This window comes from Arthrobacter sp. T572 (genome assembly GCF_056780115.1).
The window spans coordinates 1,970,061-1,992,241 of record NZ_JBRAZQ010000002.1 but is presented as its reverse complement, the minus strand read 5'-3'; the positions used below and the strand labels follow the sequence as shown (position 1 = coordinate 1,992,241).

General features: G+C 64.9%; 21 protein-coding genes and 1 riboswitch. Of the genes, 11 read left to right on the top strand and 10 right to left on the bottom strand.

What is annotated here, in order from left to right:
* Positions 1–30: 30 nt before the first annotated feature.
* A complete protein-coding gene (locus ACUYMZ_RS10415; protein WP_481603167.1) occupies positions 31–663 on the top strand; it encodes a nucleoside/nucleotide kinase family protein in 633 nt (210 codons plus the stop codon).
* A gap of 38 nt (positions 664–701) precedes the next feature.
* On the opposite strand, the gene ACUYMZ_RS10410 is transcribed toward ACUYMZ_RS10415, so the two are convergent.
* Complete coding sequence (locus tag ACUYMZ_RS10410; RefSeq protein WP_481603165.1) at positions 702–1,736, bottom strand: AAA family ATPase; 1,035 nt, start codon at positions 1,734–1,736, stop codon at positions 702–704.
* Positions 1,737–1,793: 57 nt separating this feature from the next.
* A complete protein-coding gene (locus ACUYMZ_RS10405) occupies positions 1,794–1,955 on the bottom strand; it encodes a hypothetical protein (RefSeq protein ID WP_481603163.1) in 162 nt (53 codons plus the stop codon).
* Positions 1,956–2,019: 64 nt separating this feature from the next.
* Here ACUYMZ_RS10405 and mtr point away from each other — a divergent pair, with 64 nt between their 5' ends.
* The 4 genes from mtr (at position 2,020) to ACUYMZ_RS10385 (ending at position 5,589) form a co-directional block, all read left to right on the top strand.
* Positions 2,020–3,471 carry a mycothione reductase gene (gene mtr / locus ACUYMZ_RS10400; protein ID WP_481603161.1) on the top strand — a complete coding sequence of 484 codons (1,452 nt, stop codon included), beginning with the start codon at positions 2,020–2,022 and terminating at the stop codon, positions 3,469–3,471.
* 100 nt (positions 3,472–3,571) lie between these two features.
* The gene (locus ACUYMZ_RS10395; RefSeq protein WP_426007418.1) at positions 3,572–4,264 is read left to right on the top strand and encodes a histidine phosphatase family protein; all 693 of its coding nucleotides are present in this window, start codon (positions 3,572–3,574) and stop codon (positions 4,262–4,264) included.
* A 24-nt stretch (positions 4,265–4,288) separates the two neighbouring features.
* Positions 4,289–4,822 (top strand): DUF3090 domain-containing protein, encoded by a 534-nt coding sequence (locus tag ACUYMZ_RS10390; RefSeq protein ID WP_481603159.1) that lies wholly within the window; start codon positions 4,289–4,291, stop codon positions 4,820–4,822.
* The gene (locus ACUYMZ_RS10385) at positions 4,822–5,589 is read left to right on the top strand and encodes an SCO1664 family protein (RefSeq protein ID WP_481603157.1); all 768 of its coding nucleotides are present in this window, start codon (positions 4,822–4,824) and stop codon (positions 5,587–5,589) included. Before ACUYMZ_RS10390 ends, ACUYMZ_RS10385 begins: the two co-directional genes overlap by 1 nt.
* 82 nt (positions 5,590–5,671) lie before the next feature.
* On the opposite strand, the gene ACUYMZ_RS10380 is transcribed toward ACUYMZ_RS10385, so the two are convergent.
* From ACUYMZ_RS10380 to ACUYMZ_RS10345, 8 genes are all read right to left on the bottom strand, one after another.
* Positions 5,672–5,935 (bottom strand): hypothetical protein, encoded by a 264-nt coding sequence (locus ACUYMZ_RS10380; RefSeq protein ID WP_481603155.1) that lies wholly within the window; start codon positions 5,933–5,935, stop codon positions 5,672–5,674.
* Between the two features lie 242 nt (positions 5,936–6,177).
* On the bottom strand, positions 6,178–6,807 hold the full coding sequence (locus ACUYMZ_RS10375) for a DUF1345 domain-containing protein (protein ID WP_481603154.1): 630 nt from the start codon (positions 6,805–6,807) through the stop codon (positions 6,178–6,180).
* 75 nt (positions 6,808–6,882) lie between these two features.
* Positions 6,883–8,556, bottom strand: coding sequence for a dipeptide ABC transporter ATP-binding protein (locus ACUYMZ_RS10370; protein WP_481603152.1), 1,674 nt, complete (start codon positions 8,554–8,556; stop codon positions 6,883–6,885).
* On the bottom strand, positions 8,553–9,527 hold the full coding sequence (locus ACUYMZ_RS10365) for an ABC transporter permease (protein ID WP_481603150.1): 975 nt from the start codon (positions 9,525–9,527) through the stop codon (positions 8,553–8,555). The genes ACUYMZ_RS10370 and ACUYMZ_RS10365 overlap by 4 nt, the downstream gene beginning before the upstream one ends.
* 9 nt (positions 9,528–9,536) lie before the next feature.
* A complete protein-coding gene (locus ACUYMZ_RS10360; RefSeq protein ID WP_481603148.1) occupies positions 9,537–10,484 on the bottom strand; it encodes an ABC transporter permease in 948 nt (315 codons plus the stop codon).
* A gap of 7 nt (positions 10,485–10,491) precedes the next feature.
* Positions 10,492–12,129, bottom strand: a complete 1,638-nt coding sequence (locus ACUYMZ_RS10355; protein WP_481603146.1) for an ABC transporter substrate-binding protein — start codon at positions 12,127–12,129, stop codon at positions 10,492–10,494.
* Positions 12,126–13,541, bottom strand: coding sequence for an NtaA/DmoA family FMN-dependent monooxygenase (locus tag ACUYMZ_RS10350; protein WP_481603144.1), 1,416 nt, complete (start codon positions 13,539–13,541; stop codon positions 12,126–12,128). The genes ACUYMZ_RS10355 and ACUYMZ_RS10350 overlap by 4 nt, the downstream gene beginning before the upstream one ends.
* 32 nt (positions 13,542–13,573) lie before the next feature.
* Entirely contained in the window at positions 13,574–14,665 is a 1,092-nt protein-coding gene (locus ACUYMZ_RS10345) for an LLM class flavin-dependent oxidoreductase (RefSeq protein WP_481603142.1), read from the bottom strand.
* Positions 14,666–14,701: 36 nt separating this feature from the next.
* Positions 14,702–14,811, bottom strand: a riboswitch (SAM riboswitch).
* Between the two features lie 309 nt (positions 14,812–15,120).
* Between ACUYMZ_RS10345 and ACUYMZ_RS10340 the strand changes: the two genes are divergently transcribed.
* The 6 genes from ACUYMZ_RS10340 (at position 15,121) to ACUYMZ_RS10315 (ending at position 22,127) form a co-directional block, all read left to right on the top strand.
* Complete coding sequence (locus ACUYMZ_RS10340) at positions 15,121–16,476, top strand: PLP-dependent cysteine synthase family protein (RefSeq protein ID WP_481603140.1); 1,356 nt, start codon at positions 15,121–15,123, stop codon at positions 16,474–16,476.
* Positions 16,473–17,579, top strand: coding sequence for an NADH:flavin oxidoreductase/NADH oxidase (locus tag ACUYMZ_RS10335; protein WP_481603138.1), 1,107 nt, complete (start codon positions 16,473–16,475; stop codon positions 17,577–17,579). The genes ACUYMZ_RS10340 and ACUYMZ_RS10335 overlap by 4 nt, the downstream gene beginning before the upstream one ends.
* Positions 17,580–17,588: 9 nt before the next feature.
* Positions 17,589–18,680 carry an LLM class flavin-dependent oxidoreductase gene (locus ACUYMZ_RS10330; RefSeq protein ID WP_481603136.1) on the top strand — a complete coding sequence of 364 codons (1,092 nt, stop codon included), beginning with the start codon at positions 17,589–17,591 and terminating at the stop codon, positions 18,678–18,680.
* Positions 18,677–20,074, top strand: coding sequence for an NtaA/DmoA family FMN-dependent monooxygenase (locus ACUYMZ_RS10325; protein ID WP_481603134.1), 1,398 nt, complete (start codon positions 18,677–18,679; stop codon positions 20,072–20,074). The genes ACUYMZ_RS10330 and ACUYMZ_RS10325 overlap by 4 nt, the downstream gene beginning before the upstream one ends.
* The gene (locus ACUYMZ_RS10320; protein WP_481603132.1) at positions 20,071–21,111 is read left to right on the top strand and encodes an LLM class flavin-dependent oxidoreductase; all 1,041 of its coding nucleotides are present in this window, start codon (positions 20,071–20,073) and stop codon (positions 21,109–21,111) included. The genes ACUYMZ_RS10325 and ACUYMZ_RS10320 overlap by 4 nt, the downstream gene beginning before the upstream one ends.
* A gap of 140 nt (positions 21,112–21,251) precedes the next feature.
* Positions 21,252–22,127 (top strand): NmrA/HSCARG family protein, encoded by an 876-nt coding sequence (locus ACUYMZ_RS10315; protein ID WP_481603130.1) that lies wholly within the window; start codon positions 21,252–21,254, stop codon positions 22,125–22,127.
* Positions 22,128–22,181: the final 54 nt, after the last annotated feature.

Genomic DNA, 22,181 nt, shown 5'->3' with positions numbered 1-22,181 from the left:
CAGCCGGCCCGCCGGGCAGGAAAGGAAACAGTGCAACCCGAACTTCCAGGCGACGCCGCGGCGCTGGCACAGCGGCTGCGCGAAGGAACCGCCTCCGGACATCGCCGGATCATTGGACTGGTGGGCCCTCCCGGCGCAGGAAAGTCCACCCTTGCCGGGCTTCTGAGCAAGGAGCTCGGTGATACGAGTGCGGTGGTGCCCATGGATGGTTTCCACTTGGCGAATGCCATTATTGACGGCACACCGCTCCGGGAGAGGAAAGGGGCCATTGACACCTTTGATGCCGGAGGATACCTGTCGCTGCTGGATCGGCTCCGCCGCAACGACGAAGACGTCGTGTACGCACCGGCGTACCGGCGGGGCCTCGAAGAGCCGGTAGCAGCCTCCATCCCGGTGTTTCGGAGCGTGACCCATGTCCTCACCGAAGGCAACTACCTCCTCGCCCGGGAAGGCCGGTGGAGCAGGATCCGGGGCTTGCTGGACGAAGTCTGGTTTGTTGAAACTCCCCCGGCCCTCCGCATCCCCCGCCTCATCCAGCACCACATGGCCTCAGGGATGGAACAGGCCGCAGCCGAAGCCTGGGCACACGGTCCCGACGAAGCCAACGCCCACTACGTCGAAGGCACCAAGGCCTTGGCGGACGTGGTCATCAAATGGTCATGAACAGACCGGGGCACTGCCCCATCCCGTGACACGACACGTCACGCCAGCCAGCGCCACCAGCGTGGCCGTTCCGGTTCCGGGGTCATGTCCGGCTTCGGCTCCTCACCCAGGGCAAGTGCGGCCTCGACGAGGTCAGTGGCCGTGAGGGTGGTGAGGGGCTCACGCTCAAGGGAATCGAGGCTTTGATCTTCATCCCGCGACAACCGCAAAGCCTGGCGGTTGAGCGCCTGTTCGAACAGCGTCCGGGCGAATCGTGCGTTGCCGGAGTCTTCGCCTGCGTGGAGCCCTGCAAGGATGCGGCGCAGCATATGGTCAGCATCGGCATCCAGCGTGTACTCATGCTGGGCAAGCATCTGGTGGAAGATCGTTTGGAGTTCATCCACCGAGTAATCGGGGAAAGTGATCTCGCGGGAGAAACGCGAGCGCAGTCCAGGGTTGGAAAGCAGGAAGGCTTCCATCAGGCGCGGGTACCCCGCCACGATCACGACAAGCCGGTGCCGGTGGTCCTCCATCCGTTTGAGCAGGACTTCGATCGCCTCGGGACCGAAGTCCATCCTTCCGTCCTCCGGGGCCAATGCATAGGCCTCGTCGATAAACAGCACCCCGTCCAGCGCACGCCGGATGACCCTGTCTGTCTTGATGGCGGTCGCTCCGACGTACTGCCCCACCAGGCCTGAACGGTCGACCTCCACCAAGTGGCCCTTTTGCAGCAAACCGACTGCGCGGTACATCTCGGCCAGGAGCCGCGCTACGGTGGTCTTGCCTGTTCCCGGGTTTCCGAGGAACACCAGATGCTGGGATGTGGCTACTTCCGGGAGGCCATGTGCCTTGCGACGGGCCTGGACCTGGAGCAAAGCGACGAGCGCCCGCACCTGTTCCTTCACGGTCTCCAGGCCCACCAAGGCATCAAGCTCGGTCTGGACCTCGGACAACGGCCTGGCCGGCTGGGGCCGGGCACCAACGAGTTCACCGACCAGGTCGTCAACGCGTTCCGAACCTGGCAGCTTCAACTGGTTAGCCAGATGGCCGATGGTTTCACGCAGCTCATCAATCGGATTGCGGCCGGCAGCCATGTATCAACTGTAGTACCCGCATCCCGCCAATGACCGGAAACCGCCAGACGCCCATGGTTAAGGCTGCGTGCGGCCTGGCCCGGGTTGGCGGGTTACCTCTGTTTCGTCGGGATCGTCCCCCGGCAACGCGGCCGCCTCTGGCGCATCGTGAACTTTCTTCGGGATCTTGCCCTCAACGTCCGCGGGAACCGGAGGGTCTTTTTCTTCGTCAGTCGACATGGACCAAGCCTAAACGCCGCAGGGGTTCACTAGTGTTGAGGAAACCCTGGAGGAGGGACCACTCATGCACAATGCCGCCAGCAGCGCCGCCGCGGACCGGCACTACGACCTGATCATCATCGGTGCCGGATCCGGGAACTCCCTTCCCGGGCCGGAGTTCGAAGACCGGTCGATAGCGATCATTGAAAAAGGCCCCTTCGGCGGCACGTGCCTCAATGCCGGCTGCATCCCGTCGAAAATGTACGTACACACTGCCGACACCGCACTCCAGACCCTTCGATCCGGGCGGCTGGGAATTCACGCAGAGGTCAAGTCCGTGGACTGGCCGGCACTGGTGGACCGCATCTTTGGCAACCGCATCGACCCGATCGCTGCTTCCGGGGAAGAATATCGCCGCGGGCCGCGGACTCCTAACATCGACGTCTACGACCAGCACGCGGTCTTCGTTGGTGAACGTACCCTCAGCACCGGGCAGGGTTCCCACCGGACAACCATCTCCGCCGACCAGATCGTCATTGCCGCCGGCTCGCGGCCCTATATCCCGGCGGCCATCTGCTCATCCGGCGTGCGCTACCACACCAATGAGGACATCATGCGCCTGCCGCAGCTGCCACGGTCCATGGTGATCATCGGCGGAGGCTATATCGCCATGGAGTTCGCCCACGTTTTCGACGCCCTCGGCACCAAGGTCACGATCATCGCACGCTCAACGCTCCTGCGGAACCTGGACCAGGACCTGCACGACCGGTTCAACGAACTGGCCGCCGAACGCTTCACTGTCCGGTTCGGCCGCACCGTTGTTGGCGCCGACGCTACAGACACCGGCATAACTGTCCGGTTGGACGACGGCTCCTCCGCGAGCGGGGAAGTACTTCTGGTAGCCACCGGGCGTGTCCCGAACGGGGACCTGCTGGACCTGCCTTCCGGGGGAATCGAGATAACGGACTCCGGGCGGATCAAGGTCGACCAGTACGGCCGTTCGATTTCCGCCGCCGGCGTCTGGGCACTCGGCGATGTCTCCTCGCCTTACATGCTCAAACACGTCGCCAACGCCGAGATGCGCGCCGTCCGCCACAACCTGTTGAACCCGGAGAACCTCAAGAGCATGCCACACGACCATGTTCCTGCCGCCACCTTCACGCACCCCCAGATTGCAACTGTCGGAATGACCGAAGCCCAGGCCCGGGAGCAAGGACACAATGTGACCATCAAAGTCCAGGAGTACGGGGACGTCGCCTACGGATGGGCCCTGGAGGACACCACTGGAATCTGCAAGCTCATCGCCGACCGGGACAGCGGCAAACTTCTCGGCGCCCACTACATGGGCCCCCAGGCATCAACCCTGATCCAACAGATGATTACCGCCCTGGCCTTCGACCTCGATCTGCGCCACTTCGCCGCCAAGCAATACTGGATCCACCCCGCCCTGCCCGAAGTCACCGAAAACGCACTGTTGGGTCTCGAATTCAACGAGCCGGACCACGCCGCCATGGGTTCCGTACAGGCCGCTTCGTGAAAGACATCCTGCACCGCGCCGGCCGATCACTGCCCGTTCGTCCAGGTTGAGCGCGCTATCGGGTCAAGCGCGCCCTCCAGCGGGTGGATAGGCTGGGTGCATGGCGACAGTTATTCTCGTACGGCACGGCCGCACCACAGCCAATGCCACCGGACTGCTGGCCGGGCGGGCCCTTGGCGTCAGCCTGGACGATACCGGTCGTGAACAAGCGGCCCGCACCGGAGAACGGCTCTCGGCTGTGCCTGTCGCGGGAGTGGTATCGAGCCCACTGGAGCGTTGCCTGCAAACCGCCCGGTTCATCCTTGACCGGCAGCCTGGCTCACCCTATGCACCCGTCGACCCCGACCTCACCGAGTGCGACTACGGCCAATGGCAGGGTCGCCCGCTCAGCGACCTCGCGGCCCAGGAATTGTGGCCCCTTGTACAGTCGCACCCGTCCGCCGTCGTTTTTCCCGGCGGTGAATCCATGGCCGGTATGCAGGCCCGGGCAGTGGCAGCGGTCCGCCGGCATGACGCAGCCTTCGAAGCGGAATTCGGACCGGGGGCGGTGTGGGTGGCCGTGAGCCACGGTGACGTCATCAAGTCGATCCTCGCCGACGCCCTCGGGATGCACCTTGACCTGTTCCAGCGAATTAATGTTGGCCCCGCGTCCGTATCGATCGTCCATTACGGCGCTCAGCGGCCGAGCGTATATGCGACCAACACCGAGGCCGGCGACCTGTCGTGGCTGGCGAACGGCCTGCAATCCGGCGATGCTCCCGTTGGCGGCGGCGCAGGCCGGAAGACGCCGTAAACCGCATGTGCCTAGAATACTCACATGCCTACGCGTGTTCATGAGTTTGCCTGGCCTGACCGGGTGGTCATTGGCACCATCGGCCGTCCAGGAGAGCGAACGTTCTACCTGCAGGTCCGCGCAGGGAAGCAGATCGTGAGTGTTGGCCTCGAGAAGCAGCAGTCGGCACAGCTCGGTGAGAAGATCGACGAACTGCTCGACCAGCTCATAACCCTTGAGGACAACCCCTTCAGTGTTCCTACGGGCACTCCCGTGGAACTCGTCGACGATGACCCGCTCGAGGCTCCCCAGGAGCAGTTCCGCGCCGGCACAATGAGCCTTGGCTGGGACCCAACCACTGCCCAGATTGTGGTTGAGGCCTATCCCCTTCATGACGCCGACGATGATGACGAAGCCGCTGAAGAGACAGAAATGCTGCTGGTGCGGATGCCTGTCGGTACAGCCCGGGCATTTGCCAAGCGTACGCGCGAGATCGTAGCCGCAGGGCGTCCAACGTGTCCGCTTTGCGGTTACCCCATGGACGCCGACGGGCACACCTGCGCCGTTCCAGAGGCCTGATGCCGCCACCGGACCTGGTTAACGACGAGCTGTCGCTCACCGGTCGCATCACGACAGCCTCGAACGCTACTTTCCTGGGCAGCATCGGCGACCTGCCTGTCGTTTACAAGCCGATAGCAGGCGAAAGCCCGCTGTGGGATTTTCCCCACGGCACCCTGGCGGGCCGGGAAGTCGCCGCTTACCTGGTCTCGGAGGTTTTCGGTTGGGACATCGTGCCGCACACATGGCTGCGCGATGGTCCTTTGGGCCGGGGAATGGTGCAGCTCTGGAAGGACCAGGATCCCGGCCACAGCGCCGTGGACCTGGTGGACAGGGAGCATGTCCCCGCGACGGGCTGGAAACAAGTCCTCGAAGGCCAGGACGAGACCGGTCGAATGGTCGCCCTGGTTCACGAAGACACACCGGCCCTCCGGCGCATGGCGGTCTTCGACGTGATCGTCAACAACGCCGACCGCAAAGGCAATCATGTTCTCGCCATGTCTGATGGGCACCGGCACGGGGTGGATCATGGGCTCACCTTTCACAGCGATCACAAGCTTCGCACGGTCCTGTGGGGGTGGCTGGGTGACGCCCTGACCGCCGATGAACACGAAGGCGTTGAACGTGTCAGCGAAGGGCTGCGCGGTGGGCTGGGCCAGGATCTGGAGGGTTTGCTCAGCGCCGGCGAAATCGCTGCGCTCACGGCCCGCTGTGCGGTCTTGCGCTCATCCGGGCGGTTTCCGGCTCCGCACGGGCAGATGCCGGCGGTACCGTGGCCCTTGTTCTAGTGCTTTGCCTTTAAAGGCCGACGACGACACAGTGCGTGTCGTCGTCGGCGGTTCCGGCGTTCCCCCAGAACATTCCGGGGTTTTAAGCTGCCGTCGAAAGCGTTACGTAGTTGCCGCCGACGGGTCCGGCGGTTACAGCGGGAGCGCCGGCTACCGTGACATAGCTGGCTGGGATGACAGGCGGGATGTTCCGGTTGCCAGGGACTGTGACATAGGAACCTTCAGAGCGGTCCTGCGACGTTCCGGCGGGGAGAGTTACGTAGCTGCCCTTGCGCAGTGCAGGGGTAACGGCCGCGGTTTCGGTAGCGGAATGGGTTGTTACGGGGCGTTCAGCCAATACGGTCATGGGGGTCTCCTTGGGTTCAGGAACAGGGCGGTTCTGGTTCCGGTGCCGCACAAGCAGGAGGGCTTTGGGGTGTGTGCCGTTGCCCTGCCCGCCCGGGAATGTTCACCGGCGCGGTATTCGCGAGGGCTGCTCTGGCCTATACACAAGTCTAGATCCTTATTTTGAGCTACTCAAAATAAAGTGGGGAGATTCACGATTCACCAGGGTCGGGGGTATCCCGGACTCCCGCAGATTGGCCGTGGTCAACCCGACTGGCCAAGGCTGACCATCAGGTTGATCGCCACCGCGACCACGAAGGTGCCGAAGAAATATGAGAGCAAAGCGTGCCCCAAAGCAATCCTGCGCGAGGGAGTGGATGACTCGCTGACATTGCTAGCGTTATACGACATGCCGATGGAAAATGCCGCATAGGCAAAGTCGCTGTACGACGGGTCCTCGTCCTGGTTGAAGCTGAAGCGGTGCTCGTCGTCGTGGTAGTACATCCTGGCGTACTTGAACGCATAGACAGTGTTGACGAGCGCCCACGCGAGTATCACGCCCAGAGCCGCCAGAACCGCCGCGGCTATGCCTATAAGGTCCTTCTGCTGGCTGCGGATCAACGCGAAGACGACCGCCACCAGGCTGACGAACGTCGCTGCCGTGATGAGGGAATCGACGAGGCGTCGGGAACGGCCTTCCTGGCGGGCGAGTTCACCCGTGGCCTCAGGCCCCGCGGGCCAGGCCTTGGACCACGCCCAGACCAGGAAGACGCCGCCGGCTACAGCCCATCCAATCAGGGGCGCGAGTTCGGGGGCACCGAGCAACGCTGGAACAATCGCTATGACCAGTCCAATGACAGCCGAAACCAGAGCCTTGCGATCAATGTGCGACATGACAGATATTGCCCTCCAGAGCCCCGGGGGTTCAGTGCCCCCATTCTACGCGGACACGCGCAGGTCCTTCATGGCTCATTTCAAGGGGACCGGATCAAGCCTTTCGAACGTCTCAGCCGGGAGCTGACGGCCCGGGATGGCCGAGATCAGAGCCCTCGTGTATTCCTCCACAGGGTTCACAAGGACGTCCGAGGCGTCGCCGATCTCCACGAGCCTGCCCGCTTTCATTACTGCCACGCGGTCAGAGATCTGCTGCACCACGGCGAGATCGTGCGAGATGAACAGATAGCTCAGCGACTCGTGTTCCTGCAGTTCCACCAGCAGGGACAGGATTTGGGCTTGAACCGACACGTCCAGCGCAGAAACTGCCTCATCGAGCACCACGAGCTCCGGTTTCAAAGCGAGTGCCCGGGCAATGGCCACGCGCTGTCGCTGACCACCGGAGAGCTCCGACGGCTTCCGGGAACCATAGTCGGAGGGCAGATGAACTTCCTCCAACAAGGAACGTACCCGGTCACGACGCTCAGCAGACGAACCTTCAGAGAACGCCCGGAGCGGTTCGGCGATGATGTCCTCCACGGAAAACCGCGGATCCACTGAGGCGTAAGGGCTCTGGAACACCACCTGGAAGCGCCTCCGCAACTGGCGCAACCGCTCACCCCTGACCGAGGCGAGGTCGACGCCGTCGAACACCACCGAACCGGAGGTCGGCTTCTCCAACCGCAGCAGCAAGCGGGCCACAGTGCTCTTTCCGGAACCGGACTCGCCCACCAAAGCCAGCGTCTCGCCACGGCGGATGTCCAGGGAAACGTCATCCACAGCGGTCAGTAAACGCGCGCCACCGACAGTCCTTGGCAGGGAAAAGACCTTGCGCAGCACGTTCGCTTGCAGCAACACCTGGCCAGCCGCCGTCGGGCCTTTCCCCGAAGCGCGCACGGGTGCGGCAGGTCGGAGCCGCCGCGGACTTAGCCCCGGAGCTGCGTCAATGAGCTGGCGTGTGTACTCGTGGCGTGGATTGCCCAGGACCTCGGCGGCCGGCCCCTCCTCCACTATGGCGCCCTGCTTCATGACAATGATCCGGTCCGCCCGGTCGGCAGCAACACCGAGGTCGTGCGTGATCAGGAGGACGGCCGTGCCCCGTTCGGCGGTCAGGGCCGCGATGTTGTCCAGAATCTGGCGCTGCACCGTGACGTCCAAGGCGCTGGTGGGTTCGTCGGCGATCACGAGTTTTGGCTGGGCAGCCAAGGCTGTGGCGATCAGCACGCGCTGCCGCATGCCGCCCGAGAACTGGTGCGGGTATTGCCGTGCGCGGGTGGCGGCATCGCGGATGCCACTCTCCTGCAATAGCTCAACCGCCCGGCGTCGAGCCTCTTTCCGGGGTTGCAGGCGGTGAATGGTCAGGGCCTCCGCTACCTGCTCGCCCACCTTCTGCAGCGGGTCGAGCGATGCCGTCGGGTCCTGCGGAATCAGCCCGATTTCCCTGCCCCGGACGCCCTGCCACTCCTTGCGGGTCAGCGCGGTGAGGTCCGCGCCGTCGAAGCTAATGCTGCCGGAAGCGAACCGCGCATTTCCGGGAAGCAGGTTGATGATGGAGTGCGCGGTGGTGGTTTTGCCCGATCCCGACTCCCCCACGATCGCCACAACCTCGCCGGCATAGACCTCGAACGACACACCGGACACGGCGGTTTTCGCTTCGCCGTTGACCAGGTAATCGACACGTAACCCCTCGACCTTCAGCAACGGACTCATTTCCGGTTCCTTTCAGCGTCCTGGAACGCGTGCGAAATGCGGTTGGTGGACAGCACGACGACGGCAATCACCCCGCCGGGCAAGGTCACCAGCCACCACGCAGCCACCAGGTAATCGCGGCCTCCGGCCACGAGCGAACCCCATTCAGCTGCGGGCGGTGGAGCACCGAAGCCGAGGAAGCTCAGCGACGAAATGGACAGGACAGCCATCCCGAACTCCAAGGCTGAAAGCGCCAGGACCGGGCCGGCCGCGTTCGGGAGGATGTGACGGAGCAGGATGTTGTGCCAGCGGACACCGGCAGAGCGAGCCGCCTCCACGTACACGGCGGTGCTCACGCGCAAGGTCTCGGCGCGCATGATCCGGGCGAAGTTCGCCACGCTGGCAACACCCACCGCCACGGCGATGTTGATGGTGCCAAAGCCCAGGACCGTGATCAGGGCCAGCGAGAGCAGCAGGCTTGGGATGGCCAGGAGGACGTCCATGACGCGCATGATCGCATCGTCCACCCAGCCCCGCAGCGAGCCGGCGAGCAGCCCCAGCGCGGATCCGGCAACGAGTCCCACCGCAACGGCCACGGCAGTTGCAGCGAGGGACGTCGCCGAACCATGCACCACGCGGGAAAACAGGTCCCGGCCCAGACTGTCCGTGCCGAACCAGTGCTCGGCGGACGGCGGTTTGAGCCGGGACGAGGGAACACCCGCGTCCGGTGGCCACGGCGTGAACGCTGTCGGGATCAAGGCCCACAGGATCACGGTGGCCAGGACCAGCACGGACAGCACGAGCCCCGGCCGGGCGGCGGCCCGGCGGGCCAAGGATCGCCAAGCCAGGGCCTTCCGAACCCCCCGGAACAGGCCCGACGCCGGGCTGTCGGCTTCCGTGGTGGCCTCCGGGAAGGTGGCCTGTTGCGGGAGCACACTGACGGATGGGGAATCCGGGGCAGTCTCCACCCGGCTATCAAGTTGCTGCGACATGCCGGCCTCCTAGGCTTTGGCCCCGCGCGCCGTATTGATGCGTGGGTCCACGAGTGGGTAGATGAGGTCAACGATCAGGCTGGTGATCACAAAGATCGCTGCTGCCAGGACTACGAGTGTCTGCACTACGGGGATGTCCCGGCTGTTCACTGCGGTGACGGTCAGCCGGCCGATCCCTGCCCTTGAGAACACGGTCTCGCTCACCACGGCGCCGGCCAGCAGGTTTCCCACGAGTATGCCCAGCATGGTCAGGGTTGGGATGGCCGCGTTCCTCAGCGCATGTCCAAAGTTGATCAGCGCTTCGCTGGCACCTTTGGCCCGGATCTGTTCGATGTACGGCTCCCCGAGAGTCTGGTGCAGGCTCCGGGTGAGCAACTGGGCGATCACGGCTGAGGTGGGTATTGCCAAAGTCAACGCCGGCAACACGAGGCTTTCGCCGCCGTCGTTCCCTATGGCCGGGAACAAACGCAACCGGAAGGAGAAGAACTGAAGCAACAGCAGACCGATCCAGAACGTGGGCACCGCGATCCCCAGCGGGGGCAGCGAGGAGAACGCCGTGCGGATCCAGCGGTTGCGGCTAAACGCCGCAACCACCGCCAACACGCTCCCCAGGACTACGGCCAGGGCGAACCCGGCAACGGCCAGTTTGATGGTTTCCGGCAGGACCTCGGCCACGGTTGCGGTGGCAGGAACTCCATTCTTGATGGAGACGCCAAAGTCCAGTTGGAGGGCCTTGACCAGCGCAATGAAGTACTGCTCGTGGAGGGGCCTGTCCAGCCCGTACTCGCTGCGCAGCTTGGCCACGAGCGCGGGGTCCACGGCGTTCTGTTCGTCGCCGCTGGCCATAATGCTCACGGCGTCGCCGGGCAGCAAGTACAGGATCAGGAAGGACACGGTGTAGGCGGCCCAGAGGACAAACGCTCCCTGCAGCAACCGCCGGCCGATGTAGCGGATCATGGGGTGCCTACTTGCTCAGCCAGGCGTCGTAGAAGTCCAGGCGGCTGGAAGCTTCGAACTTGAGGTCGTGGACCTTCTCGCTGGCCGAAATCGTGGTGGACAGTTCGTACAGCGGGATGGAATGGGCGTCCTTGATCAGGGCTTCCTGGGCCTGGTCCACCAGCTTCTGGCGGGCGTCCTTGTCCAAAGCCGCCGCCTGCTCGCCCAAAGTGTCGTCGACGGGAAGTTTCTCGCGGAGGTTGCTGCCACCGCGGGCCGTGTTCGAGGCAAAGACGGTGCGCAGAACGTCCGGATCGCTTCGGGTCAGGTTGCCGTAGGAGAAGTCATAGGTCTTGTCCGCCTGGGCCGCGGTGACATCGGCAATCGTGGTGAACTTCAACTGCAGGTCCACGCCAATGGCTTTGAGCTGCTGCTGGACAAGCTCCAGGACTTCCTTGGGTGACTGCCAGTACGTGACCTTGAAGGAGAGCTTCTCCCCGTTCTTCTCGCGGATGCCATCGGCGCCAGCCTTCCACCCGGCGTCGTCCAGGAGTTTCCTGGCGCCATCGGGATCATGGGCCAGCAGCGAACTGTAGTCCTTGAAGTACGGGGTGGTGTGCGAGAGCACGCCCTTGGCTGGCTGGTCCGCTTCGGTCAGCAGGGTCTTGGTGATTTCCTCGCGGTTGATGGCCTTGGAAATCGCCTGGCGGACAGCCGTTTCCTTGAGCTTCGGGTTGGACTCGTTGGAGTACAGGTTGTAGACCACACCGGGGTTGGCGCGGGTTTCGTTCCAGAACCCGTTGCCGTTGAACAGTTGGATATCTGCCGCGGAGATCGCCGCGGTGGCATCGATCTGGCCCGACTGCAGGCTTCCCGTTCGGTTGCCGGCCTCGGGGATGATCTTGAACGTGACCGTGTCCAGGTATGCCTCGCCCTTGTTGCTGTTGGTGGAGGATGGCCAGCTGTAACCGGTACGGCGTTCCAGGACAGCTTCCTTGTCCACGGTGTAGCTCTTGACGTTGAAGGGGCCGGAACCCGAGAACTTCCCGGCGCAGCGGTCCGCTTCGGAGAGCTTGGCCGACGCCGGAGACAACAGGCCCAGCGTGAACGTGGAGGTGGCCTGCAGGAACTGGGCGTTGGGCTTGGAGAAGTCCACCACCACGGTTTGCGGATCCTTCACGGTAATGGCGCTGACGTCGCTCAAATAAGTGGAGCCCAGTGTTGCCTTCGCACCAAGGGCCTTGATGGCTTCGAAGTTGGTTTTGACTGAAGCGGCATCAATCGCGGTTCCGTCCGCATAGCTCGCTCCCGTGCGCAGGGTGAACGTGAAGCTCGTGCCGTCCGCGTTGTTCTCGAACTTCTCTGCAAGCCAAGGAACGATTTCGCCGGTCTTCGGGTCCTGCGAGGTCAACGAGGCCACGGTCTGGCGGGCAATCGCGATCGCGTCGTTGTTGCCCACCTGCTGCGGGTCGATGCAGCCACGGTCCACGGAGACCGCGAAGTTCAGGTTCCCACCCGGCACGGGTGAGGCTGCGGCGCTTTGCTGAGCTCCGGCGTCGGCCCCTCCACCGCAGGCGGAGGCCAGGAGCGCTACGGCTCCAAGGACACCGACGACGGCGGCAGGCTTCTTTGTGCCGCGGGCTGCGGACGGTTTGGGGATTCTCATGCGACGTTTTCGCTTTCAGTGAGTTGGGGGCTGGTGAGTGAACCGCGACGGGTGAGGGGCTCACGGAGCCCGAGGTTTTCGCGGAGGGTGGAGCCTTCATATTCGGTGCGGTAGACGCCGCGGTCCTGGAGCCTGGGGACGAGTTCGTTGACGATCTCGTCCAAGCCGGTCGGGACAATCCAGGGCGTGATGTTGAAACCGTCCACGGCTCCCGTGTGGGCGTATTCGGCGAGCTTGTCAGCGATGTCGTCGTAGGAGCCCACCAGTCCACGGCCGTTCAGGCGGGAACGGGCAGCCACGAACTGCCGGATGGACTGGCCTTTGTCCTTGGCCTCGTCACGCCACTGGGCTGCGAGCTCCTTGGCGCTCTTGCCGTGGAAGGCGTTGCCGCGCGTGGGGTTGGTGACGTCCACCACCGGGTCGATGTCCGGGAGCGGCCCGTCCGGGTCGTACTCCGTCAGGGTCCGGCCCCAGAACTGCTCAAGGTACGCGATCGCGGTTTCCGGTCCAACCTGTTGTGAACGGACCCACTGGTGCTTCTCCTCGGCTTCGGCGGCTGTGGCGCCGAGGATGAATTCCTGGCCGGGGAAGATCTTCACGTCATCGGCGGGCCGGCCGGCTTTGAGGGTCCTGGCCACGATGTCCTCGCGGAACTTCTTCGCGTCCTCCAGCTCGGGGTGGGCCGAGAAGATGACGTCGACGTTCCTGACCGCGAAGTCGCGGCCGTCCGGTGAATCGCCTGCCTGGAACAACACGGGGTGGTGCTGGCTGGAGCGCGGGAGGCGTCCGGTGATCTCGACGTCGAAGCTTTGATCCTTGCGCTGTACCGGGCTGATGCTGCCCTCAGCGAGCCAGCGGGCCTCGTTCCGGGACCCGGCGATTGCGCCGTCAGCCCAGGAATCCCAGATGGCCTTGGCCGTCTGGACGAACGCTTCGGCCCGGACATAGCGGTCCTCGTGCTTGAGGAACCCGCCGCGCCTGAAGTTGGCACCGGTCCATGCATTGTCCGTCGTGACGATGTTCCACGCAGCCCGGCCACCCGACAACAGATCGAGGCTGGCGAGGCGGTGGGCAAGGTCCGCAGGGTCGTTGTACGTGGTGTTCTGCGTGGCCACCAATCCGATGTTGGTGGTGATGGCTGCCAGGGCGGCCAGGGCGGTCTGCGCGTCCGGCCGCCCTGCGACGTCCAGGTCGTGGATCCTGCCCAGGTGTTCGCGGAGGCGGAGGCCCTCGCCGAGGAAGAAGGCTGTAAAAAGGCCTCGTTCGGCTGTCTGGGCCACGCGGCGGAAGGATTCGAAGTCGGTCTGCGAGCCGCTGGCCGGGTCCTTCCACACCGTGGTGTGGTTGACGCCCTGGAAAAAGACACCGAACTGGATCCGGCCGTTGCCTGCGATGCGGTGATGCTTGGTCATGGTTCTGCTCTCTGCCTTGTTCTTGGCCTTGTTCAGGCTGCGGCGTAGCGGTTGGCGGGGCGTGGAAGGCGGAAAATTTCGCGCAGCGTCGTGCCTGGCTTTGGCGGCGTTACGAGCCCGGACTTGTGCAGTTCAGGCAGCACCTTGCGGGCAAGCTCCGGCAGGTCGATGTCCAGCACTGCGGGCTTGAGGCGCACGCCGTCTGCGGCTGCAAAGAGCGCCGTGAGGAGTTCCACGAGCCCATCGGGATCGCCCACGTAGCGCGCCCCGCCCTGCCACTTTTCGTGGGCATCAAGCTCCGCAAGCCGGCTGGCTGCGGTTTGCCCCCGGGCGTCCAGGATCACATCCAGTTCAACGACCGTCCGCTGCGCACCTGCCGCCGCTGCCTCTTGTGCTGCCTGGGCCAGGTCGTCGGCCGTGCCGGCGGAGACCAGGGCCACGTCAGCTTCGACGGCGGGAAGCAGGCTTGCGGGGGCGAACACCACCAGCTGGCCCTGGAGTGGACGCGGAATGATGGACGGGCCCTTCACGGCGAACCGCCCGCCTTCAAAATCGGCATAGTGCAGCTTTCCGCGGTCCAGGTAGCGGCCCGTGGCAACGTCGCGGATGACAGCGTCATCTTCCCAGGAGTCCCAGAGCCTGCGGTTGGCCTGGACAACATCGGCTGCCTCGCTGATCACGTCGTCCCCGGGAAGCGGCGTGCGGCCCACGGACCGGGCTTCCCCGGCAAAGTTGTCCGCGTTGACCAGCCAGCCGGCCCGGCCGTGCGAGGAGTAGTCGAGGCTGGCCAGCTGCGTGGCAAGGTGGAACGGCTCGGTGAAGAGCGTCCCTGCTTCCGGGACCAGCCCCAGGGAGCGGGTGACCGGCGCGGCAAAGGCTGCCCGCTGGATGGCATCGAGGCGCACGGGTATCCCGGTGGTTCCTTTGTCCACCACCCGGCTGTCCTTGAAGGTAGCCAAGTGGAAGCCGGCAATATCGGCGGCCTGGACAGTCTCCCGGATCCGCTGGCCCCCCAACAGTGCCTGCGGATCATGGAGGGCCTTGCGCCACGCAGCCGGGTGGGCCCCATCGCCGTCGAGCTCCAAAGCAACTACACGCGAACGGAAATCAGGATTGGAAGGCATGGTTCTCTCTTTTCAGAGGCCGCGGTGCGGCCGGTTGACATTCGCTTGCCGCTGTTGCGGCCAGGTCTGTTTCCGGAGCACCCCGCCACACAATGCCTGAGGGTTGCCGCAGCGCGAGCCGGTCCTTGGCGCGCTGACTCTTGACCTGGGATTGAATCTAGGAGCGTGTCCAAGGAATGTACAAACCGGCCCGACGCGGGAAGTCAACCCGGGAAACACCGCGTCAAAGGGCTGCCAAGTTCGTCATTTTTGACCGATCCGGGAGTCCTGTGTGACTTCCCGTTGCGTGGGATTGAGCCGGGTTGAGTCCCGTTGAGCGCGGTGACAGAACAGCTTTGGCCCGGCCTTGAGGCTCCGTAGTGTCGTGCCATGCCAAAGCCTCCCGGGACCCTTGTGCAGGTCCACGATCCCAGCATGATGTCCGCCACCCAGAGCTCCATCCGCCCGTTGGTCCCATGACCGTCCACGAATCAGTCCTGGATGCCATTGGCGCCACTCCCCTGCTCCGCCTGAACAAGCTCGGCGGCGGGGTGCGTCCACGCATCTACGCCAAGCTCGAGTTCCAGAACATAGGCGGCAGCGTCAAGGACCGCGCCGCGTTGTCGATGATCCGTGCGGCTGAAGAGGCCGGACTCCTGGAGCCCGGCGGCACGGTCGTTGAGGGTACCAGCGGCAACACAGGTATCGGGTTGAGCCTTGTGGCCGCGCAGCTGGGCTACCGCTCGGTGATCTTCGCACCCGCCGCCACCGCCGCCGAGAAGATCAGTTTGCTCCGTGCCTACGGTTCGGAGGTGCACTTGGTGGCTGATTTCGTGCCACGCTCGGACCCGGCCCACCTCGCCAACCGGGCGGCGGCGTTCGCAGCCTCTACCCCGGGCGCATGGCTCGCACTGCAGTACGACAATCCCGCCAACCCCGCCGCCCATTTTGCGGGGACGGGACCCGAGATCTGGGCCGACACCGAAGGGGCCGTGACCCACTTCGTCGCAAGCGTCGGAACCGGCGGGACCATCAGCGGCACGGGGCGGTACTTGAAGCAGGCCAGCGAGGGGGCGGTCCAGGTCATCGCCGCCGACCCGGAGCACTCCCGCTACGGCGGAGGCAACGGATCCCTCAAATACACCGAAGGTGCCGGGCATCCCCTGCACCCGGACTCCGTTGAAGACCTCTGGCCCGAGGCCTTCGACACCGCCTTGGTGGACAAATACTTCAGCATCAGCGACCGGGACGCCATCTTCACTGCCCGCCGCGCTGCCCGCGAGGAAGGCTTGTTGATCGGCGCCACCGGCGGCACAGCCCTGGCTGCAGCACTGCAACTCGCCGAAACCCTGGACGGACACCACACGATCGTGGTGGTGGTGCCGGACTCCGGCCGGAACTACCTCTCCACCTATTTCGACGACGCCTGGCTCACCTCGCTCGGTTTCCTGGAACCCACGACGCCGGAAGGAACCGTTCGCTCGCTGCTCGCCACCGCGCCTGCCGGAGTCCAGCTCCTGGCGAGTACCCTGACAGCGGCGGAGGCCGCCGTCGTACTTCATGCCCGCCAGGTGGCTCCCGCCGAACCGGCATTCCTGGTTCTGGACCGCGGCGACACCTTCGGAACCGTCCACCCGCGCGAGGTAGCGGCGGTGGTGACGCTGGAGTCGTTGAGTGCTGTGGACGATGCTTCCCCGGCCGTTACCGCGGGACTCGGGTACCGCACACTGGCAGCGGGTCTGCCCGCCCGGGAAGCGGCAGGTTCCGGGGTCGTTGCAGTGCTGGTCGATGGCCGGATATCCGCTGCGTTTCGCGGGCAGGCACGCGCGTGAACGCGCCTCCTGTAGCCAAGCGAACCACCGTCAGCCTCTTTCAGCCCATCACCCTGGGACGGCGGACGTTCGCCAACCGGCTGTGGCTTTCCCCGATGTGCCAGTACTCCGCTGCGGACGGCGTTCCGGGACGCTGGCACCTGGTCCATCTCGGGGCACGGGCGTCGGGCGGCTTCGGCCTGATCTTCGCCGAAGCCACGGCCGTTTCTCCGGAGGCACGGATCTCCCTGGGGGACACAGGGCTGTGGAACGACCAGCAGGAGCAGGCCTGGCAGGACATCGTCGATTTCGTCCACGAACGCGGGGCCAGGATCGGCATCCAGCTTTCCCACGCAGGCCGGAAAGCGTCCCTGCGCTTGCCTTGGGAGGCGGCACCGGGCGCCCTGCCCCTTGAAGACGGCGGTTGGACTCCGCTCTCTGCCTCCCCCTTGGCCTTCCCGGGATCACCCGAACCAACGCAGGCCACTGAAGCGCAACTGCAAAGGATCGTGGACGACTTCGCCTCCAGCGCCGTCCGTGCCCGCGGTGCCGGGTTCGACGTCGTCGAAATCCAGGCCGGGCATGGTTTCCTTCTGCACTCCTTCCTCTCGCCGCTCTCCAATGAACGCACGGACCAGTATGGCGGCCCGCTCCGAAACCGGGCGCGGTTGTTGCTGGCAGTTGTGGATGCTGTCCGGGATGTCCTGGGCAGCACGGGCCCCTCGCTCTTCGTCAGGCTTTCGGCAACGGACTGGCTTGAGGACGGCTTCACTGTCCACGACACCGCTGAGGTATCAGGTTGGTTGCGGGAACATGGCGTGGATTTGGTGGATGTTTCCAGCGGCGGCCTCCTCCCGGCCGACATTCCGCTCGGTCCGGGATATCAAGTGCCCCTCGCCCAGCACATCGGTGCCAAAGCGGAAGTGCCGGTTGCCGCCGTCGGACTTATCACGTCGCCGCAGGAAGCGGAAGACATGGTGGCCTCGGGTACTGCCGACGCGGTTTTCGTCGGGCGGGCGGGGCTGGCAGACCCGGCGTTCGGGCTGCGGGCCGCGCACGAACTCGGGCACCAGCCGGTGGAAGAGCTATGGCAGAAGCAATACGTACGCGCGATCTGGAAGTAGGGGATTTCCATGAGCAAGTTTGCACTGGGTATTGAATTGGACGGCGACGGAGCCCACCCGGCTGCCTGGCGCCACGCCAACCACCCGCCGACGGAACTGTTAACGCCAAAGCGCATCGCCGCCGTCGCGTCGAAGACAGAAGCCGCCGGTTTCACGTTCGCCACGTTCCGTGAAGGCACACTGCACGGCAGCCCCAACGTCTCGGGACGCCTGGACACCACGGGAGTTGCGGCGTTCGCAGCTGCCGCGACGGACCGGCTGGGTCTGGTTCCGGCCATCAACACGATCCACGCGGAACCCTTCCACCTGGCCAACCAGCTTGCCAGCCTGGACTGGGCAGCGCACGGCCGCTCAGGCTGGCTGGCCGAGGCGTTGGAGTCGCCAGCGATCGCCGCGGGCTATGGTTTGGAACCGGTCCATGACCGGAACGCGGTCCAGCGCGAGGCCGCGGAGGTAGTCGCGGCTGCACGTCGGCTATGGGACATCTGGGAGGACGGCGTCTTTATCGCCGACACCGCCAACAACCGCTTCCTGGACCTCGACAAGTTCCACTACGCGGACTTCGCAGGCGAATTTTTCTCCATCAAGGGACCGTCCATCACCCCCCGGCCGCCGCAAGGCCGTCCGGTGGTGTTCGGTCGTCCCGGGCAGTTGGCTGCTGAGCTGCCGGACGTCGTAGTGGTCAGTGCCGCCACTGTCGCCGGTGTCGCCACTGCAGCGGCGGAACAACGACGGCGGGGCGTCCTTCGCGTTGTGGCTGACCTCGAGATAGTGCTCGCCGCCGGCACTTTCCTGGCCGACGAACGTCTCCGCGCGCTGGACGCGGCTTCCCCGTGGCCGGCAGCGCCGGATGTATTGCGCTTTGTGGGGGACGCGGGAGGGTTACGCGTCCTGCTGACTGAGCTGTCCGGCGTCGTGGATGGCGTCAGGCTGCTGCCCGGCGTCCTGGACATCGAACTGGAAGTGCTCGCCGCCGAGGTAGTCCCGGGCCTCATCTCCAACGGGGTCTTTGTTCCACTGGCCGCAGGGAGCACGCTCCGTGAATCCCTGGGCCTGCCCGAGGCCGTGAACTCGTTCGCCACCAGCAAGGAGCCAGCATGAGCATCGATTATGTCCGTCCGAAGGCCCGTATCCATTTGGCGCTGTTCCAGCCCTTCAGCCCCAACTACGACTGGAGCAAAGCCGGGCGCCTGGAGGACTACTACGACTTCGACAAGTACGCCGAACTGGTCCAAAGCGCTGAGCGCGGATTGTTCTCCACCGTGTTCCTTGGGGAAAGCCTTCGGCTCCGGGAGCACCTCGGGAAACTGAACGACATCGCCATTACGGGCCGGCCTGATGCCCTGGTGTTATACGCATACCTGGCAGCGAAGACCAGCAATATCGGGCTCGTTGCCACACTCAACACCACCTATTCGGACCCGGTGGACCTGGCCCGCCGCCTGGCCACAGTGGACGTACTCACGGCCGGGCGGGCGGGCTGGAACATCGTCACCACGGACAACGCCTGGACCGGCGGGAATTTCCGTCGTGGCGGTTTCCTGCCCAATTCGGAGCGCTACACCCACGCCGAGGATTACGTCGCCGCGGTGCAGGAACTCCGGGACGGCTTCCCGGCCGGCTCGATCGCGTCATCGCGGGACGCAACTGCGTGGTCGTCCGAACCCAGGCACGTCAGGCGGGCAGGAAAGTTCAGCAGCATCGACGCCACACCGCAGGTTCCGGGAAGCCCGCAAGGCCAGCCGGTGTACTTCCAGGCCGGGGATTCCGCCGAGGGCCGGGACTTCGCCGCACGTCGGGCCGAAGGAATCTTCACCCACCACATCGAATTCGACGACGCCGTGGCCTTCACCGCCGATATCCGGCGTCGCGCCCGCTCCTACGGCAGGCCTGGCGACGACATCAAGATTTTCCCCGGAGCCAACCTGGTGGTCGCCGAAACCGACGCCGAAGCCATCGAAAAGGCCGCCTACTATAAGGAATTCGCCCTCAACGACCGCGCCGTCCTTCAAGCGATCGAGAGCGTGTGGGGCACGGACCTTTCTGCGCTTGACCTGGATGGTCCCCTGCCCTCCTTCGACCCCGTGGCCTCCCGTCAAAGCCACACCCACGGCATTGTCCACACCGGACACGAACCCACCGTGAAATCACGGCAATGGCGGGCGCTGGCCGAAGAGCGCAGTTTCAGCATCCGGCAGTTGGTCCATCACCTGTCCGAGCGGCGGGGGTTCGTTGGCTCGGCCTCCACGGTCGCGGACCAGTTGGCGCACTACGTCCGCTCGGATGCCCTTGACGGCCTCAACGTCACCCCGCATGCCTTCCCCGACGGGCTGGGCGACGTCGTGGATCTGCTGGTTCCCGCGTTGCAAGAGCGAGGCGTCTACCCCTCCGCGTATCCGGGAAGCACCCTGCGGGAAAACCTCGGCCTTCCCGAAACTGTCGCCCACCGTGTTCCCGAACTCTCCCGACCCGACCTGGAAGAAGCAGCCTCATGAGCAACCTCACGTCCATCAGCTTCCTTACGCCCGGAAACTATCCGGACAACGATCCCAGCCGCGGCCTTGAAGAAACCCTCCAACTCTTCGAACTCGGTGAGCGGCTCGGGTACAACGGCGGCTGGGTCCGTCAGCGGCACCTGGAACACGGCATCTCCTCGGCCACGGTCTTCCTTGCGGCAGCCTCGCAACGCACTTCACGCTTGGAACTGGGCACCGGCGTCATCCCGATTGGCTACGAGAGCCCGTTCCGGCTGGCTGAGGACATCTCCACAGCCGATGTCCTGTCCGGCGGTCGCCTCCAGATCGGCCTGAGTGCCGGCACGCCGCCCCACGCGGAACTGCTGGGGGACAAAGTGTTCGACGGCGACTGGCGCACTTTCGACGTCTCGCACCGCCGGATCGAGCGCTTGTTGGAGAACCTCGAAGGCACTTTCCTGGGCGGTGTGGACACCGTCATCCATTCGCCGGGAAACGTCCAGCGACCCCGGCTTCAGCCCTACAGCCCCGGGTTGCGGAACAGGATCTGGTATGGCTCGGGCTCGGCGAAATCCACGGAGTGGGCCGCCGCGCAGGGGGTGAACCTGTTGGTGGGAAACATTGTTTCCGGGGAGTCCAGTGATGTGTTCGCCGAGGCGCAGGGCGCGAATATATCCCGCTACCTGGCCGGCTACCGCGGCACCCAGGCGCCGCGCGTCGTCGTCGGGCGGGTGGTGGTCCCGCTTGACGGCGCCAGCGTAGAAACCCGCTTACGCTACCGCGCCTATGGCGAGAGCCGGTGCGAACGAACCCTGCAACCCCACGGCGAGCGCCGCACACTGTTTGCGCCTGACCTTGTGGGCACCAGCGAGCAGATCGTCGAGGCGCTCCTGGCCGACCCGGTGGTCGCCGAAGCCACGGAGCTCCAAATCAACCTGCCCTACGAGTTCTCTGTTGAGGATTACGTGCAAATCCTGACGGACTTCGCCAACAGGATCGCCCCTGAACTGGGGTGGCTGCCGCAGGTCACGGCCCCGGCGGTGGAGGTCACGGCCTGAGGCTGGCCGCACCGCCGGCGACAACAGGAGGCCGACGGCAAGGGGTCGCCGTCGGGCGTGAGCACGACAATCCGTCCGGACGGGGTGGGTTGTTCCTTCCGTCCCGGGTCAAACTTTCTACCCGAATGGGATACTAAGCCATGGCCTATTCCTCGGGCAGTGAGACTCCTGGTGTGGTGGCAGTGGTGGGTGCGACCGGCCGGCAGGGCTCGGCCGTGGTCCGTCACCTCCTCAAGGACGGGTGGCACGTCCGCGCCCTGACCCGAAACCCATCCAGCGACGCTGCACACGCCCTACGCGCGCTCGGCGCTGAGGTCCAGCAGGCCAACACCGAGGACCCCGCCTCTCTCAGGACGCCATTCGAAGGTGCCCACGGGCTTTTCAACGTCCAGAACCCCATGACCAGTGGAATCGACAGCGAAATCCGGCAAGGCAACAACGTGGCGGCGGCCGCAGCTGAAGCGGGCATACGCCACGTGGTGTACGGGGCTGCAGGAGTCAGCGATCAGCCGACAGGCGTCGGCTCCTGGGACTCGAAGCTTGTCATCGCCCGGCGTTTTCGCGGATTGGGACTGCCACTCACCGTGCTCCGACCAATGGCATTCATGGAACTGATGACGGACAGAGGTTTTTACCCACAGTTTTCCACTTGGCACCTGATGCCAAAGCTGATGGGCCCTGCCCGGCCCGTGGGCTGGCTGTGCGTTGACGATTTGGGCGCCATCGCCGCCAGGATGTTCGCCGACCCTGAACGGTCGAGGGGCGCGGTGCTGGGACTGGCATCGGACGTGCGGTCAATAGATGAGTGCCGCACCCTATGGCAGGAACAGACCGGGCGAAAGCCCCGCGGGCTGCCGATGCCGGAGAAACTGTTTGAACGGTTCGTCGGGAAAGACCTCACCACCATGTGGCGATGGCTGCACACCGGGCAGTTCGATATGAGTACGCGGGCAACACGCGAGGTCCTGCCGGAAGCCCGGACCATTAAGGAATGGCTGATACAGCGACCACAGTGAGCGGTGCTGAGCAGGGCCGGACCCCGAAGGTTTGGGGGCCGCCACTGGGCCTGC

Excerpts from the sequence above, each read along its gene's own strand:
- ACUYMZ_RS10410 (WP_481603165.1), bottom strand. The coding sequence starts at position 1,736 with ATGGCTGCCGGCCGCAATCCGATTGATGAGCTGCGTGAAACCATCGGC.
- ACUYMZ_RS10405 (WP_481603163.1), bottom strand. The coding sequence starts at position 1,955 with ATGTCGACTGACGAAGAAAAAGACCCTCCGGTTCCCGCGGACGTTGAG.
- mtr (WP_481603161.1), top strand. The coding sequence starts at position 2,020 with ATGCACAATGCCGCCAGCAGCGCCGCCGCGGACCGGCACTACGACCTG.
- ACUYMZ_RS10395 (WP_426007418.1), top strand. The coding sequence starts at position 3,572 with ATGGCGACAGTTATTCTCGTACGGCACGGCCGCACCACAGCCAATGCC.
- ACUYMZ_RS10390 (WP_481603159.1), top strand. The coding sequence starts at position 4,289 with ATGCCTACGCGTGTTCATGAGTTTGCCTGGCCTGACCGGGTGGTCATT.
- ACUYMZ_RS10385 (WP_481603157.1), top strand. The coding sequence starts at position 4,822 with ATGCCGCCACCGGACCTGGTTAACGACGAGCTGTCGCTCACCGGTCGC.
- ACUYMZ_RS10380 (WP_481603155.1), bottom strand. The coding sequence starts at position 5,935 with ATGACCGTATTGGCTGAACGCCCCGTAACAACCCATTCCGCTACCGAA.
- ACUYMZ_RS10375 (WP_481603154.1), bottom strand. The coding sequence starts at position 6,807 with ATGTCGCACATTGATCGCAAGGCTCTGGTTTCGGCTGTCATTGGACTG.
- ACUYMZ_RS10370 (WP_481603152.1), bottom strand. The coding sequence starts at position 8,556 with ATGAGTCCGTTGCTGAAGGTCGAGGGGTTACGTGTCGATTACCTGGTC.
- ACUYMZ_RS10365 (WP_481603150.1), bottom strand. The coding sequence starts at position 9,527 with ATGTCGCAGCAACTTGATAGCCGGGTGGAGACTGCCCCGGATTCCCCA.
- ACUYMZ_RS10360 (WP_481603148.1), bottom strand. The coding sequence starts at position 10,484 with ATGATCCGCTACATCGGCCGGCGGTTGCTGCAGGGAGCGTTTGTCCTC.
- ACUYMZ_RS10355 (WP_481603146.1), bottom strand. The coding sequence starts at position 12,129 with ATGAGAATCCCCAAACCGTCCGCAGCCCGCGGCACAAAGAAGCCTGCC.
- ACUYMZ_RS10350 (WP_481603144.1), bottom strand. The coding sequence starts at position 13,541 with ATGACCAAGCATCACCGCATCGCAGGCAACGGCCGGATCCAGTTCGGT.
- ACUYMZ_RS10345 (WP_481603142.1), bottom strand. The coding sequence starts at position 14,665 with ATGCCTTCCAATCCTGATTTCCGTTCGCGTGTAGTTGCTTTGGAGCTC.
- ACUYMZ_RS10340 (WP_481603140.1), top strand. The coding sequence starts at position 15,121 with ATGACCGTCCACGAATCAGTCCTGGATGCCATTGGCGCCACTCCCCTG.
- ACUYMZ_RS10330 (WP_481603136.1), top strand. The coding sequence starts at position 17,589 with ATGAGCAAGTTTGCACTGGGTATTGAATTGGACGGCGACGGAGCCCAC.
- ACUYMZ_RS10325 (WP_481603134.1), top strand. The coding sequence starts at position 18,677 with ATGAGCATCGATTATGTCCGTCCGAAGGCCCGTATCCATTTGGCGCTG.
- ACUYMZ_RS10320 (WP_481603132.1), top strand. The coding sequence starts at position 20,071 with ATGAGCAACCTCACGTCCATCAGCTTCCTTACGCCCGGAAACTATCCG.
- ACUYMZ_RS10315 (WP_481603130.1), top strand. The coding sequence starts at position 21,252 with ATGGCCTATTCCTCGGGCAGTGAGACTCCTGGTGTGGTGGCAGTGGTG.